Genomic DNA, 15,799 nt, shown 5'->3' with positions numbered 1-15,799 from the left:
ACGTTTTGTAAAATAAAAAATGTACCACTTACTAAAGGGTTAGTGATACATTTAATTTGTACTTATTAACAATAAAATATGTTATTCTTGGTACTTACCAATCAATTCAAAATCTAGGTGACGCTTTTCTAAATCTGCATTTTTAACTTTTACAATAACCTCATCACCAAGTTGATACATAATTTTAGTTTCACGTCCAATAATAGCATATTGGTCCTGGTCAAACTCAAAATAATCACCTTTAACATCTCTTATTCTTACCATACCTTCACACTTGTTAGAGATAATTTCTATATAAATTCCCCAATCTGTTGCTCCAGAAATAACACCAACAAACTCTTCGTCTTGATGGTCTTGCATAAATCTAATTTGCATGTATTTAGTCGAGTCACGTTCCGCTTTTGTTGCTAAATACTCCATGTTACTACAATGCTTACAGATTTCTTCATAAGTTTCTGCACTGACCGATTTTTCACCATCTAAATAGCGTTGTAATAATCTATGTGCAATAACGTCTGGATAACGTCTAATTGGTGATGTAAAATGAGAATAGTCTCCAAATGCTAAACCATAATGACCTATATTACTGGTAGTATACTCAGCTTTAGACATAGTTCTAATTGCTAAAGTATCGACTAAATTTTGTTCTTTTTTACCTTGTACATCTGTTAATAACTTGTTTAAAGCACCAGCTATATCACCACCACTTTTAAAGTCTAATTTGTGACCAAATCTAGATACAACGCTTTGTAAAGATGCTAGTTTACTTTCGTCTGGCTCATCGTGTACACGATAGATAAACGTTTTTGGTGGTTTCATTTTAGATACAAACTCTGATACTTTTTTATTAGCAAGTAACATAAACTCTTCAATAAGCTTATTTGCATCTTGACTGGTTTTAAAATGTACTCCTATTGGGTTAGCATCTTCATCTAAAGAAAATTTAACCTCAACTTTATCAAAACTAATGGCACCAGATCGCATACGTTGACTTCGCATTTTTTTGGCTAATTGATCTAATTTTAAAACTGCTTGTGCAATTTCTGGTGTGGTTTTATAAGCTGTACCATCCAATGCAACTTCTGTTGGAATATTGGTATCAATTTTTTCTGGATTAGAAATAATTTCAGCTTTATTAAATGCAACGTTATTTTCAATAATTGCCTGAGCTTCTTCATAAGCAAAACGTGCATCACTGTAAGTTACAGTACGACCAAACCATTGGTCTTTAATTTCGGCTTTATCGTTAATTTTAAAAACTGCTGAAAAGGTATATTTTTCTTCGTTTGGACGTAATGAACAAGCACCATTTGATAAAATTTCTGGTAACATTGGTACTACTCTATCTACTAAATACACAGAGGTTGCACGTTCATAAGCCTCGTCATCAAGGACAGTACCTTCTTTTAAATAATGCGATACATCTGCAATATGAATACCGATTTCATACAAACCATTATCTAAAACCGTAAAAGATAAAGCATCATCAAAATCTTTTGCATCTTTTGGATCGATAGTAAAGGTTAAATCTTGACGCATATCGCGACGTTTAGCAATTTCTTCTGGTAAAATATTTAAATTAATATTATTAGCATACTCCTCTACCTCTGTAGGAAACTCGTATGGTAAACCGTATTCTGCTAAAATAGAGTGTATTTCGGTATTATGTTCTCCAGCTTTACCTAAAACTTTAATTACTTTTCCGTTTGGTGAATCTGCTTTATCTGGCCAATCTAACATTGTAACAACCACTTTATCACCATCTTGGGCTTTTAGTGTTTTGTTAATAGGTACAAAAATGTCAGTTTTCATTTTATTACCATCTACTACTACAAAAGCAAAATTCTTTTTATCATGTATTTGAATAGTCCCAACGTACTCTGTTTTAGCACGTTTAATAATATTGGTAATTTCGCCTTCAAGTTTACCTTGTTTTCTGCGTTTGTAAACGTATAATTCTACTTCATCTCCATCTAATGCTTTATTAACATTGTTAGAAGCTATATAAATATCGGTTTCAAAAGCATCACAAATTACGTAACCGTTGCCACGTTGTGCAGCATCAAAGATACCTGTATGATACTCAGTGTTAACAACTGCTTTAAACTTACCACGATCTACTTCTTCTATCTCGTCTTTAGCTTTAAGCTGTGCTAATTTTTTAATTATTTGATTGCGACTACTAGCATCGTTAACTCCTAATTTAGAAGCTATTTGCTTGTAGTTAAATGTTTTAGTTCTTTCTTTTTTTAAAATACTAAGAATTGTATTTGTAAGGTTGGAAATCTTGTTATGTGACGGTTTCCTTTTTTTCTTTTTTGTCATTTAAATTTTAATCTAATTGAATTTCTTAAAGTTAATCGAAATTCTGTTATTATTAACTTAATAGAGAAGAAGTGAAGATATTAAGTTTATACAAAGCTACGTTTTTAATATTAAATCAAAATTAAACTAATATTAAATTTAAATTTTAGAGTTATTCACATATATACTATATATCATTTATTTCTTTTAAAATTTTAAAAAAAAATTGATGTTTATTATAGCTTGTTAATAACGGTATAACTTTTTTAGATTTTGATTTGTTTGTGTAGTTTAAGCAGTCTATTAACAAGTTATTAAATATTTAAACCCTTAATTTTAAAGGTAGTTAAGTACGTTGTTAACAATTGTTAGTAACAAGTATTAACGGTTAATTATTAATAACTATAAAAAAAATAACAGTTAAAAATTGACAATTTAGTGCTAATAACTTTACAAAAAATTAAGGTTAACTTATTTGCATGTTAATTAAATGTTAGGGATTGTAAAATTTTATGACTTATCCTAATAAAAGTTTTCAAAAACAATCAAGAGATATTAACAAGTAATCAAGATATAAACACATAGTAGTTAACAATTACAAAAAAACCGTTGATTTTATGATGTTTACACAAAACTACGTTTTATCAATAAGTTAATACCTATTACTTATTATTACTTGTAATCAATTATTAACTTTGAAAACTTAAATAACAACACAACTACTATGACAATAGCAATAGGTAATGATCACGCAGGAACAGATTATAAATTTGAAATCCTTAAACATTTAAAATCAAAAGGTTACATTGTTAATAACTATGGGACAGATGCAAACGATAGTGTTGACTATCCAGATTTTGTACATCCAGTAGCAGATGATGTAGCAAACAATAAAGCCGAATTTGGAATTTTAATTTGCGGTAGTGCAAATGGTGTAGCTATGACAGCCAATAAACATCAAAAAATAAGAGCAGGAATTTGCTGGACTAAAGAGATTACAGAGTTAACAAGACAGCATAATAATGCCAACATTATATGTATTCCAGCACGATATACAGCTGTACAGCAAGCTATTGCAATGGTAGATACGTTTTTAGAGACTAAGTTTGAAGGAGGACGTCATCAAAATCGTGTCGATAAAATACCAGTAAATTGTTAATAAATGAGTCGTAGTCACTCACATAACCACACACACAGTGTAAAAGATTTAAAAGGACGTAATTTAATTATATCCATATTTTTAAACATACTTATAACTGTATCACAGGTTATTGGAGGACTAATTTCTGGTAGTTTAGCCTTATTAAGTGATGCATTACATAATTTTAGTGATGTTGTCTCTTTAATTGTTAGTTACATTGCTAACAGGTTATCTAAAAAAGAAGCCTCATTACAACGTACATTTGGATTTAAACGTGCCGAAATTTTGGCAGCATTCATAAATTCTGCTACCCTAATAATAGTTGCTATTTTATTAATAATAGAAGCTGTAAAACGTATACAACATCCAGAACCAATACAAAGTAACTTAGTTATTTGGTTAGCTTTATTAGGTATTTTAGCTAATGGTTTTAGCGTATTATTATTAAAAAAAGATAGCCAGGCCAACATGAATATGCGTAGTGCATATTTACACTTATTAACAGATATGTTAGCAAGTGTTGCTGTACTTGTTGGAGGTGTACTAATGCAATTTTATCAAATATATTGGGTAGATAGTTTACTAACCTTAGCTATAGCTATCTACCTAATTTGGATGGGATTTGATTTATTAAAACAATCTACAAAAGTCCTGATGTTATTTACACCAGACACAATACCTGTAGATCAAATTGTAAAGCAAATTAACGCTTTCGCGGAAATTAAAAGCGTACATCATATACATGTTTGGCAATTAAATGAAAACGAAATCCACTTAGAAGCACATATTGATTTTAACAAAAACATTACTTTAACCCAATTTGATGCTATTCTTCAAGACGTTGAAGTTTTATTACTTAAAAAGTTTAAAATTAACCATGTTAATATCCAACCAGAATTTGGTAAAGATGATCCTAAAGACATCATTGTACAAGATTAAAAAAAAACTATACATAATTATTAATGATACATATTACTACTAAAACGTTTGACCAATTAACAACTACAGAACTTTATAATTTATTACAATTACGCAGTCAAGTCTTTGTTGTAGAGCAAGACTGTGTCTATCAGGATCTTGATGGAAAAGATAAAAAGGCGTTACATGTTTTAGGTATTAAAGATCAAAAAATAGTGGCTTACACACGTATATTTAAACCAGGAGATTATTTTGAGTTTTCAAGTATAGGACGTGTCGTTGTTGATAACTCTCAAAGACAGCATAAATATGGTTATGATATCATGACAGCATCTATTAATGCTATAAAAGAGTATTATAATACCACAAAAATAAAAATATCTGCACAGTGTTATTTAAAACGCTTTTATAATAATTTACAGTTTTTTGAAATAGGTGAACAATACTTAGAAGATGGTATACCACATATAGCTATGATATATGATAAAAAATAAAAACCGCTTCGGCACGAAGCGGTTTTTAATAAGAAGGTTAAACAACTAAAATAACCTTACTTAGAAATATATTTTTAAAAAATGATAATTTGTAAATTTTGGTGATTTTTAAAATCAAGCGCAAACATACGATGTACTTAATATTTTATATAAATTATTAGTCCAAAATCACTAATTATAGGTTTAATGGTTTTATATTAAGTAATATGTAATTTCTTACGCTATAATTAAGCTATAAACAAGTAGTATCTAATGTTTTAAAAATAGTGTGTGAGTATAAAAAAAGTGACTTTAATAAGTCACTTTTTAGTTTGTTAACATTACTATTTTTTAGTCAGCTTGGCCAACATAAGTAATTAAAATTTCTACACGTCTATCTAATTCTGGAGCACCTCCTAACGGAAATTTACGACGCATACCAACGTATTTCATTCGTTTTTTATCTACACCTTTTCTTGCTAAATAGTCATAGATATATTTTGCTCTAGCTACAGATAAGTTTCTTTTTTTCGTCTTTTTATCAATAGCATCACGACTCATTTGTGTACAACAGACATGACCTTGAATGGTAAAGTAAATGTTCTTTTTTTCTAGCATTATTTTAGCTAGTTTTTCTAAAGTCTTTTTAGATTCTGACGTTACATAACTATAACTTGTCTTGAAGTAAATTTTATCTAAGGTAATCTTATCTCCTTTTTTTATAGTGCCTTCAGCTATATCTTTAGTCGTTTTAGGACCTTTATTTATTGGTTTATCTTCAATAACTTCTTCTTGAGTAATTACCGGAGTTTCTTTAATAACTTCAGGTTGTAATGGTGTGACAATAATTTCAACTTTACGATTTAAGCCTCTTATTTTATGAACCTCATTTTCATTTAAAACTTTTAATAAAATTTCACCTTTACCATTGACATTAGTAATAAGATTTTCGTCTATTCCGTAGCCAGAAAATAATTGTTTTATGGTATTGGCTCTGTTTTGAGAAAGCTCTAAATTATAGTCGTTGCTACCTCTATCATCTGTAAAACCATAGATAGATATTTTTTGAATAGGAATACTATCTAGGTTAGAAATAAATAATAATATACGGTTTTCTTCTGTTAAGGGTACATCGTATTCGTCTGTGTTAAAATACACATCATGTGTTAATTCGCTTTGCGAAAAAACAAATGTTGTACTTAATAATAAAAATAATAAAAAGTGCTTCATAACTTTAATCTAGCATTAAATATACCAAAGCTTTATTTATAGCTATTTAATTTAAATATCTGTTGTATTTAGATAGGTTTGATAAAATCTCAGTAGCTGTTTTAATTTCTTCGTTGTGTATTTTATAATACTCATAAAGACCTTCTCTGTAAACATAGCGTTTAACAATTTCATCAGTTAATAAATTAATTAATTGTGATTTATTATCCTGAACAGCTTTAGCTTTGGAGTTGTCTAAATTTGTAATTAAAGTTTGGTAGTCTTTGTTAATATCGTCGTCTAAATTTTCGGTTTTAGAGACTTCTAAAGCCTTTTTAAGTGCTTTCTCAGTTTCTGTTTCAAACTTAAAACCAGAAGTGTTTAAATAGCTTTTAAAGGCGTTAAAATCTGAGTCTTTTAGTTTAAATGTATTAATATCTGAAATTTTATGAGTGTAGTAATATTTTGTTGCAAAATCAAATATGCTTTGACTACCTAAAATAGCATCTGTTATAGCTGTATTTTTAGTCACTTCTATTGCTTCATCAGGAAAAACGCCACCTCCATCAAAAACTTTTCGACCATTTTTAGTTTTAAATACGTTATAATTTTCTTGTTTAACACGTACTGCATTTCCGTTATTATCTCTATTCCAGTAATCTAATGCTTGAATACAACGACCAGAAGGTGTGTAATATCTAGATATAGTCACCTTTAATTGTGTACCATAGGTTAGTTTTTTTGGACGCTGCACTAAACCTTTACCAAAGCTTCTAGAACCTACTATGACTGCACGATCTAAATCTTGTAATGTACCAGAGACAATCTCTGAGGCTGATGCACTACGACCATTAATTAAAACAACAACAGGTATATCTGTATCTATTGGTTCTTTTTTAGTATAGTAAGTTTGATTGTATTTTTTAACTTTAGATTTTGTGGTTACTACCAGTTGACCTTTTGGTACAAATAGGTTAACAACATTTACAGCTTCGTTAAGTAATCCACCAGGATTACCTCTTAAATCTAAAATAATTTGCTTTGCACCTTGAGCTTTTAAATCTTTTAAAGCATAAGCTGTTTGAGACGATGCTTTTGCATTAAACTTTTGTAAAACTATATATCCAGTTTGCTCATTAACCATAGAAAAATGAGGTACTGCATTTATCTCTATTTCTGATCGTGTTAGCGTTGTATTTTTAGTATCTCCTTGGCGTGTGTAAGTAACTTCTAATTTAGAGTTTGAAGCTCCTTTTAATAAGTTTGAAGCATCACCATCATAACCAGCTACATTTACACCATTAACAGCAATAATTTGGTCTCCTGCTTTTAAACCAGCTTTGTCTGCAGGATAGTCTTTATAAGGCTCTATAACTACAAGTTTATCTTTTAAAGTTCTGATACGTGCACCAACACCAGTGTAATCTCCAGTACGTCTAATACGCTCTGCTTCTACATCTTGCTCGTTATAAAACTTGGTATATGGATCCAAATCGTTTAGCATATTTTTAATGGCATTATCCATTAAATCTGCAGGATTTGTATCGTCTACATAGTTCATATTTAACTCTTTAAAAAGAGTTGTGAATATTTCTATTTGTTTAGCAATTTCAAAAAAATTGTTATTAAAAGCTGATCCTGTAAATAGTATTACTGCAGCAAAAATTGGAATTAAAATACGTTTTTTAAATAGGTGTTTCATTATAATATTTTGCTTTACTAATTAGGTAATTGGTCTTTTAGTTTAGATAATAATTTTTTCATTTTAGTATCAACCAGCTTAAAATCAGGTATTTCTTTACTAATATATAAAATCATTAACGTGTAATTGTCAATTTTATGGTCTATTAACATACTTTTATTAAGTCTGTAAGCTTCTCTTAGTAGTCGTTTTACACGAATTCTGTCCACAGCTTTTTTAAAGTTTCGTTTACTAGCCGAAACACCAACCTTTAAACCATGTTCATTTTTCTTATACACTAATCGCAAAGGATATGCCGAAACCGATTGACCTTCGGCAAATAATTGCTCGATTGCCTTTTGGCTTTTAAGTTTTTCGTGTTTATTAAATGTTAAACGCATTTAATTAAAATTTAATTTTTTAAAGTTTTAGTTTTAACAGCTTCCTGAAGTTCTACTAATTTACTTTCTAGTTCATGTAATCTATCATAAACATCAACAGGTTCTGGCATTTGTTTGGAGGCAAACATGGTGACATACCAAACTTCCATAATATCTTCTGCATCTATTGTATATGTTGGATAATTTCCGTCCTTATTGTCGCTTTTTAAAATTAGTTTTCCACGTGCTTCAATACGGTTAATTACACGTTTTAAGACAATACCATCATTTTTACTTACAATAACGTAAACGCGACCATCTTTAATATAGTTTAGATGCTCTATATATTTACCAAATACTAAATCGCCATCAAAAAATGTACGTACCATAGAGTTACCTTTTACTTCAAAGCATCTAAAAGTACCATTATTTAGTTGTGGCATGTTAAAAGAGGGCAAAGTCTCGATAAATTCGCTATCTCCATAACCATCCAAATAACCTGCTCTTGCTTTTACAGGTACATAAATTACATTTTCTTCATTTTCTTGATTAACCGAAATAACTTGAGGGACTCCAGAATATGTTTGAATTTGTGTGACATCCTGTTTTAGCATCACGTCACTTTTTCCAAATAAATAATCTGGGTTTATATTAAATTCGTCTATAATAGCACTTAGTACATCATAACCAGGTTTTGTTTTTTTTCGTGAGCCATCATCTTGAGGACGTCCATTAACAATACTATCTATAGTAGTTCCAGTTACACCAATACGTTTTGAAAACGCATAATTATTAAGTTTAAAATGGTTGATAATTTCGGTAATCTTTTCATCTATCTGTTTCATAGCCCAAAAAATATAGTATTAAAACTTTTTACAAAATATATTGTAAAATGTTTGTATTGATTTGTAAAATGTTGTATTTTTGTCTCGTTAATGAATTGCTAATATACAAAATTATATAAAAATCAAACATTTGTATGAATTTTAATTGACAAATACTAGGTTTTTAAAAGTAATTTCTTTAAAAATTAAAAAATTAGCGATAATATTTAATAAAATGTTAGAATGACTCAAATTTTTATGTCTTAGGTAATTAAGGCTTGATTAAGGTAAACCTGTTAGAAAAGCGAAACGACAACAGTGTTCTTAATTGAACCATTATTAATTAAAAAAAAACATTAAAAAATGAGTACAGAAATTAAAAATACGCTTTTCAGATTTGTATCTATGAGAGCTCCAGAATTAACTGATGAGAGCAAACAAACAGAGCGTTTTATTTTAAGAGGAGAAAATATCCTTAAAGGAGATTTTGATGCGGCTATTTCTAGTCTTTATAAAGGCGCTTCTAAATGGCAAGCTTTAAATGCAGTAGCTCAAACTTTTATACCATTACCTTTAGAAAAAATTAAATCTATTGACAGTAAATTATATGAGTTTTCAGTTTGGATTGCAAAAAACAAACAATTTTTATCAGAAAAAGATCTTGAATTAAAAGCTGAAGGTATTTCCGTTATTAATGATAATAAAATTTTAGGTCAATTATGGGATAATCTATTTTATCAGATTTTAACCCAAAAAGAGTTTTATGTTAAAGAGGTAATTATACAGCTTTTAACAGCTAATCACTTTTTAACAAACTATAAAACTCCTGATTTTGAATTTGCTAAAACATTATTAACCGCTAAAGTAGTACTTCCTAAATCACTTTTTGTTGATGATATTGTTGATCAAACAGCTACAGTAGCAAAAACTATAGTAACATCAAAAGCTTTAGTAACGACGCCTACAGAGCAAATGGTAAAGCAACAAGTTGTAGCACAAGCCGAACTTGAAAATCAAAAACTTACTGAGCTTTCTAAACAATTAAAGCGTGTTGAAAAAGCATACCAAAAAGAGTATGATATTGCTTTAGAATCTGCAGAAAAAAATCATCAGAAAGAAATTAAGCCAATTTTAGATCAGTATACTAAAGACGTTGAGGAAGCAAAACAAAAATGGTGTAGTATTAAAGACCCAAATGTAGATTATGACCCAAACGATCCGTGTAATCAGCCAAATACTGTAGCTCAACCAGAATTACCAGAATTTGAGTTTAGTTTTAGAAACCAATTAGATTATAAATATTTAGAAACTAAATTAAGTACTTCCAATTTTGAAACATTAACAGAATTAATGGCTGTTAAATCTGATGCTTTAGATGATCTTAATTTTGAAACATTACCAGAATTGGCGGTTTTTAAAACATCAGTTTTAAGTAATTCAACAGTGCGTATTGATGAAGAATCATATAATTATTTTGTAGAAGATTATGATGGTTTTGTAGATATTGATGGCCATATTGTAGATGTCATCTCAGAGAATAACGAGGTAATAGCAGATAATACTGCAGAAGACCAAACAACATTAGTTAGTATTGGTGGAGTAATTGTTCCGGTTAATACGACAAGTCAATCACCTATTTTTACTTATCAATTATGTACTAAACCAGCAAAGAAAAGACTATTTTTTGCGTCTAAGTTTAACTCAGATTTATCAATTGTTGTTCCTGATAATTCCTGGAATGTATCAAGCTTTGATTACACAGTACAAAGAACAGATACTGATTTTACAAACAATGGACAAGCGTCTTATGTTTTGTCTAAAATTGGTAATACTGTATTTATTAAAAACATCAATATTGGATTGCCTGTATTAGCAGACCAATCAAAAATTGTCTCGTTTTCTGGTACAATTACGTTTACTAATGGAGTTGTAAAATCGTTTACAGTCCCAGAATTTAGTTTAACACAATGTACTTCTGGTGTGTTAGATGGTCAGATAGCTACAGGTAATGATGATGATATTGTAAATCCAGCAACGTCAAATCAAACCCCTTTTGTCCCAACAGGTTTTGGTGTTAAACAATTAGGTATTGCAGATTATAACAAAGTTGAACAAACAACTCAAGGGTATATTGAAGGAGATGTAGCACACATTGAAAACATTATGGCACGCGAGTTTAAAGAGCGAAGCACAAGACGTTTACGTAGTAAAGAAGATACGTTTACAACTTCTTCCGAGTCTGAAAAAGAACAATTAACAGATACAACCTCAACAACTCGTTTTGAAATGCAAAGCGAAGTAGCTAATGTTATTGCCGAAAGTAAGGATATGTCTGCTTATGCAAATATTAATTATGAGCCTGTAAAAAAACTTTCAATTGGAGCTGGAGCAAGTTACGCAACACATAATTCTAAAGAAGAAAGCACGCTTCAAGCAGTGACCAACTCTAAAGACATTACAGAACGTGCATTAGACAGAATAGTCTCTAAAGTTAAAGAAGAACGTATTGAAAAAATTGTGGAAGAGTTTGAAGAAAACAACTCACATGGTTTTGATAACCGTAAAGGAGATAAACATGTAGTTGGTGTTTTTAGATGGATAGATAAATTATATAAAAATCAAGTAGTTAACTATGGTAAACGTTTGATGTTTGAGTTTATGGTGCCACAACCAGGTAAATTACATTTGTTAGGAATGAAAGATGTTGCTAAAAAATCACTACTAGTAGAGCCAATTGATCCAAGAAAAGCAACAACTAATACATTAGATGATTACTCTAGTATTAATGATGCAACATTAAAACATTGGGCTAGTAAGTATAATGTTGAGGTTACTGCAAAGCCTAAACAATATATTTCTGTTGGAGAGTCTTTTAATATTAACTTAACTGGAGGAGCGACTTTAAGTCATACCGAATCTAATTCTGGTAATGGTAAAATTAAAATTCCAGAAGGATATAAAACGATTTATGCTAAGGGTATTTTTAACGCTTCAAGTGATGGTGATTTACAAGGGAATATTTTGTCATTAACCATAGGAAATGTTACCAAAACATATCACGAATCTTTTGGAAGATATTCTTTAAGGTTAAATAGTCCGATTTCAGAGTTTGTTAACGAAGTACCTGTATCATACACTTTAGGTAATCATATTAGTGGAGATGTATCTGCAACAGTGAATTGTGAATTAACCACAGAAGCAGAAACAAGATGGCAACAAGAAACCTTTAAAGCAATAATTGATGCTTATCAAGATGCTTTAGCAGATTATAACGACAAACTAGCTGAAGAAAAAGCAACAGGAATAGAAATTAAAGGAACAAATCCAGGGTTCTATCGCGAGTTTGAAAACAAGATTTTACGTAAAAATTGTATGTCTTATTTAATAGATCAAAATCCAGGCGCTAAAAACACCTATGGTAAATCTGATTTATTCAGAACCAACAATGGTGGTGAAGAAACATTTGCAAATACAGAAGTAAAAGTCAATGCAGTTTTAGATAATTACGCAGCATTTGTAAAGTTTATGGAACAAGCGTTTGAGTGGGATATCATGTCTTACAACCTGTATCCTTACTATTGGGGAAATCGTCAAGATTGGTCAACCTTGTATCAGTATGACGAGTCTAACGACCCATTATTCCGCAATTTCATGCAAGCTGGTATGGCAAGAGTGGTTGTAACCGTAAAGCCAGGATTTGAAGAAGCAGTACGTTATTACATGCAAACAGGTCAAATCTGGAATGGTGGAGAAGTACCAGTAATCGAGGACGAGTTGTACCTGTCTATTGTAGACGAGTTACGTCAACCAGAAGGCGAAAAACTAGGAAAAGCTTGGCCAACACGCGTGCCAACAGCATTAACCATTTTGCAAGCACAAAGTATAGGTTTAAAAGTTAATAAAGCGTTACCATTTAATGACGATTTATCTGACTTTGAAAACCCAGACGAGGTGCCTCAATCTGACCAGTTTGAGCTTAATGATGCAGAAATTGGTATTGCAGAAAACGATGGCGAAAGACATATCGAAAACATCGATATTGTAGATGGTAAGCTTCAGTTAAATACTGACGATAGTCCAAGACAAGTTGTTGCACAAATCTCTATAGAAGCGCTTAAAAACGCAATAGAACAGGTGTAATACAATAACAACCTTATCCTTTTATTACATGCATCAAGTCAGACTTGAAGCAATAAAAAATCCTTCCGCTCTCTAATTAAAGCAGAGCGGAATAGGGTAAGTTTTGTTTAAAAACAACTTATTGTTTAATAATTAAAAACAAGAAAATATGTTCGCATACCAATATGCAGAAAACAACTTTAACTATGCGTATAAAGGCAATTACAATAATATTTTCCTTTATAACGATAGTAAACCCAAGGGGTTTGAAGTTATAAAAAATGATAATGAATCTTCAGAGATAGTTTATATACCAGTAGAAATTGATACTGATAATCCAGAATATGTTAAAGTTTTAGAGTACGAGTGGTTCAATCAAGCAGAAGATTTTTTTAAGCCTTCTTTTGAGTCTAATAAACCAAAAGTGTTTACCACTTTAATATTTGATTATTTATTAAAACAAGGATATATACAAGAAACAGGTTCAGAAAAAATATACCAACCTGTTGGTTATATCGATGTGTTACCACAAGAGCTATTTATTTATAACGGTACGCATTACATTTCTACGTTTATATCTACAATTAATGATGTTGCTATAGATGAAGTGATAGTTTCAGCAAGTGCTTATCCAAAACCTGTAAAACCGTTTTTAGATTTTGACGACGCTTTAGATAAAACAGACAACCAACTTATAGTTATGGTATCTAGTAATGGTGCAAAAATAGACCATGCCTATATAGAAACTACAGAAGTAAACCCAAACGAGATTGTGTTGTATATAGAAGACAAACAAGACTCAAACCTATTTGGTAGTTCTGTTAGGGTTAAGTCTGGTTCAAATTTTAGCAGCCTTGAAGGTAGCCAGAAAAGTACTATTAGTAGGTTATTAAAAGCTATGGATTTAGATATTAATAGACAGGATATTATAGGCGTTATTAAAAAGCACCTTCAAGATAAAAAAAATAAAAGCGACGTGGTTTATTATCTTAAAAGAGGTTTCTTTTTTGGGTATAAAATAGTTTCTGTAGCTGTAAATGTACCTAGTAAAATTATTAGCGAAGCAGTAGGGCTTTTAATTAAAGGTGTAGAGTATTTAAAAATTGAAGACAACCACTGGAAGTATTATAATACAGATGGCACAAAAAACGATAACTACGATAGCTTTTTACCATTTGATACTGCTATAAACAAGCTAGAAAAAAATAACGATTTTATTAATGCAGCATCCAGTAAAATAGACAGCTATTTAGATACCATAAAGTTAAAAATAGAAACCACACTACAAAGTATAGATAATCGTGTTAATAGCTATTTAAAAAACTTTACCAAATTCATTTTTAAAGCACTTAAAACGCTTAAAAAAACCATAGCAGAGGTTTTAAAAAAAGTAACAGAAAGCGCCAAAGACTTTTTAATATTTATAAACGCGTTAGTCGTTGGGCTTATTAATAGCCTGTTAGACACAGTGTTATTTATTTTAGGTGTCGCAAAAGCTTTGTTTAACCCAGATTTACAAGATGAGGCAGTAGAGAACCTTACTTTTAACACCAAAGCCACATTATCTATGTTTTTAGAGGTGTTAGAAAATGGTGTGGATATTATCATAACCTTTATCTCTCAAAAAGTATTGGGTGGTATTATTAAGTTTGTAATAGAGGTTTATGGGCTAATAACCAACCCAAGTAAAGCAAGTTTAGATTTTACCTTACCAAAAGCAGACCAAGTAGGTTATTTTATAGGTGCAATTGTTGGTTTTATTGTAGAAGAGGTTATTGGTGCTATGCTAACATTGGGTACATATAACGCTTTTAAAGCGTCGCAATTAGTGTATACTAGTATGAAAAATGCGTTTAAAAGTGTAGCAAAAACAACCAAAAAAGCAGCAAACACAATAGGCGATTTAGCAAAAACAGGTGTTGTAAAAATTATAAACCTAATTGATGTTATAAAAGATTTTATTACTAAATTACCTAAGTATTTAGACGACCTAGTAGAGTGGTTAAAATCTAAACTACTAACAGCCAAAGCGTTTTTAGATGATGCCTACCGTAAGCATTTTAAAGAAAGCATACGTAAACAGCTAGAAAAACTAGGCATACGTCCCACAAAGTTTGATGAGGCAACAGATACGTTCACTTTTTGTCCAATTAAAAGTGTATAGTTATGTGTTATCAATATAAACCAAAAGGGGTAAGAAAAACAGGAGACATCACAATAAATGATGTAGCAGTAGCAAAAAACTTAACAGACAAAGAGTATGTTAAGTTTATAAATGACGCAACAGAGGAAGCATCTAAAAAAGGCATGACTCTTGAGAAGTATTTGGATGAGTTAGTCGATTTGGTTAAAAAAAACAAGTTACGAAACAAGAGGTTAGTAAAGTTATACAGGGTTCAAGGTGGAAAAGTACCGAATGCTAGTAGACATCGTTTTGTTTTAAAAAACAATAAATTGAAGATTGATGGTGACTCTCGTTTATATGTCACTTTCAAAGATGAAAACAGGGTTCTAGAGTATTGGGTTAAAAGAGGAGATTCTGCGGAATTATTTACTGCAGATGTTAGTGAAGAATTCTTTAATAAAATTATTAAAGATACGGTTAAGCAATCAAGAGGAAAGGAATTTCCGTTAAAACCCCAATATGGAGACGCCTCAAAAACTGATTTCTCTATTGGTTTACCAAAAAATTATTTTGATGAACTTTTAGAAAATATGGTTAATATAGAAATACTTAAATTTGAATAATT

The 15,799-nt window shown here is 30.4% G+C and carries 11 protein-coding genes; 6 read left to right on the top strand and 5 right to left on the bottom strand.

The features are described 5' to 3' along the window. Positions 1–81: 81 nt before the first annotated feature. A complete protein-coding gene (locus JAO71_RS01540; protein ID WP_202998517.1) occupies positions 82–2,325 on the bottom strand; it encodes a ribonuclease R family protein in 2,244 nt (747 codons plus the stop codon). A gap of 703 nt (positions 2,326–3,028) precedes the next feature. On the opposite strand from JAO71_RS01540, the gene rpiB reads away from it, so the two are divergent. The 3 genes from rpiB to JAO71_RS01525 are packed head-to-tail and all read left to right on the top strand — an operon-like array spanning position 3,029 to position 4,857. Continuing rightward, positions 3,029–3,463, top strand: coding sequence for a ribose 5-phosphate isomerase B (gene rpiB / locus JAO71_RS01535; protein ID WP_028288870.1), 435 nt, complete (start codon positions 3,029–3,031; stop codon positions 3,461–3,463). Positions 3,464–3,466: 3 nt separating this feature from the next. Further along, on the top strand, positions 3,467–4,384 hold the full coding sequence (locus JAO71_RS01530) for a cation diffusion facilitator family transporter (protein WP_028606640.1): 918 nt from the start codon (positions 3,467–3,469) through the stop codon (positions 4,382–4,384). 23 nt (positions 4,385–4,407) lie between these two features. Further along, the gene (locus JAO71_RS01525; RefSeq protein ID WP_116823766.1) at positions 4,408–4,857 is read left to right on the top strand and encodes a GNAT family N-acetyltransferase; all 450 of its coding nucleotides are present in this window, start codon (positions 4,408–4,410) and stop codon (positions 4,855–4,857) included. A 330-nt stretch (positions 4,858–5,187) separates the two neighbouring features. On the opposite strand, the gene JAO71_RS01520 is transcribed toward JAO71_RS01525, so the two are convergent. From JAO71_RS01520 to JAO71_RS01505, 4 genes are read right to left on the bottom strand one after another with little or no spacing between them, the layout of a single operon-like run. Further along, a complete protein-coding gene (locus JAO71_RS01520; protein ID WP_054852325.1) occupies positions 5,188–6,066 on the bottom strand; it encodes an OmpA family protein in 879 nt (292 codons plus the stop codon). A 46-nt stretch (positions 6,067–6,112) separates the two neighbouring features. Continuing rightward, positions 6,113–7,747: a S41 family peptidase gene (locus JAO71_RS01515; protein ID WP_028606637.1), complete on the bottom strand. Its 1,635-nt coding sequence runs from the start codon at positions 7,745–7,747 to the stop codon at positions 6,113–6,115. A 17-nt stretch (positions 7,748–7,764) separates the two neighbouring features. Continuing rightward, positions 7,765–8,127, bottom strand: coding sequence for a ribonuclease P protein component (gene rnpA / locus JAO71_RS01510; protein ID WP_028288875.1), 363 nt, complete (start codon positions 8,125–8,127; stop codon positions 7,765–7,767). An 11-nt stretch (positions 8,128–8,138) separates the two neighbouring features. Beyond that, positions 8,139–8,951, bottom strand: coding sequence for an XRE family transcriptional regulator (locus JAO71_RS01505; protein WP_202998516.1), 813 nt, complete (start codon positions 8,949–8,951; stop codon positions 8,139–8,141). A gap of 342 nt (positions 8,952–9,293) precedes the next feature. Here JAO71_RS01505 and JAO71_RS01500 point away from each other — a divergent pair, with 342 nt between their 5' ends. From JAO71_RS01500 to JAO71_RS01490, 3 genes are all read left to right on the top strand, one after another. Beyond that, positions 9,294–13,070, top strand: coding sequence for a hypothetical protein (locus JAO71_RS01500; RefSeq protein WP_202998515.1), 3,777 nt, complete (start codon positions 9,294–9,296; stop codon positions 13,068–13,070). Between the two features lie 148 nt (positions 13,071–13,218). After that, positions 13,219–15,213, top strand: coding sequence for a resistance protein Rx N-terminal domain-containing protein (locus JAO71_RS01495; RefSeq protein ID WP_116823765.1), 1,995 nt, complete (start codon positions 13,219–13,221; stop codon positions 15,211–15,213). 2 nt (positions 15,214–15,215) lie between these two features. Further along, complete coding sequence (locus JAO71_RS01490) at positions 15,216–15,797, top strand: hypothetical protein (protein ID WP_054852329.1); 582 nt, start codon at positions 15,216–15,218, stop codon at positions 15,795–15,797. Positions 15,798–15,799: the final 2 nt, after the last annotated feature.

It is taken from the genome of Olleya sediminilitoris (assembly GCF_016785945.1).
GTDB lineage: Bacteria > Bacteroidota > Bacteroidia > Flavobacteriales > Flavobacteriaceae > Olleya > Olleya sediminilitoris.
Note: the sequence above shows the minus strand (reverse complement) of the source record. Positions and strands in the feature narration are given on the sequence as shown.

Coding starts and splice junctions, on each gene's coding strand:
- JAO71_RS01525 (WP_116823766.1), top strand. CDS start 4,408: ATGATACATATTACTACTAAAACGTTTGACCAATTAACAACTACAGAA.
- JAO71_RS01530 (WP_028606640.1), top strand. CDS start 3,467: ATGAGTCGTAGTCACTCACATAACCACACACACAGTGTAAAAGATTTA.
- JAO71_RS01515 (WP_028606637.1), bottom strand. CDS start 7,747: ATGAAACACCTATTTAAAAAACGTATTTTAATTCCAATTTTTGCTGCA.
- JAO71_RS01540 (WP_202998517.1), bottom strand. CDS start 2,325: ATGACAAAAAAGAAAAAAAGGAAACCGTCACATAACAAGATTTCCAAC.
- JAO71_RS01495 (WP_116823765.1), top strand. CDS start 13,219: ATGTTCGCATACCAATATGCAGAAAACAACTTTAACTATGCGTATAAA.
- rpiB (WP_028288870.1), top strand. CDS start 3,029: ATGACAATAGCAATAGGTAATGATCACGCAGGAACAGATTATAAATTT.
- JAO71_RS01505 (WP_202998516.1), bottom strand. CDS start 8,951: ATGAAACAGATAGATGAAAAGATTACCGAAATTATCAACCATTTTAAA.
- JAO71_RS01490 (WP_054852329.1), top strand. CDS start 15,216: ATGTGTTATCAATATAAACCAAAAGGGGTAAGAAAAACAGGAGACATC.
- JAO71_RS01500 (WP_202998515.1), top strand. CDS start 9,294: ATGAGTACAGAAATTAAAAATACGCTTTTCAGATTTGTATCTATGAGA.
- JAO71_RS01520 (WP_054852325.1), bottom strand. CDS start 6,066: ATGAAGCACTTTTTATTATTTTTATTATTAAGTACAACATTTGTTTTT.
- rnpA (WP_028288875.1), bottom strand. CDS start 8,127: ATGCGTTTAACATTTAATAAACACGAAAAACTTAAAAGCCAAAAGGCA.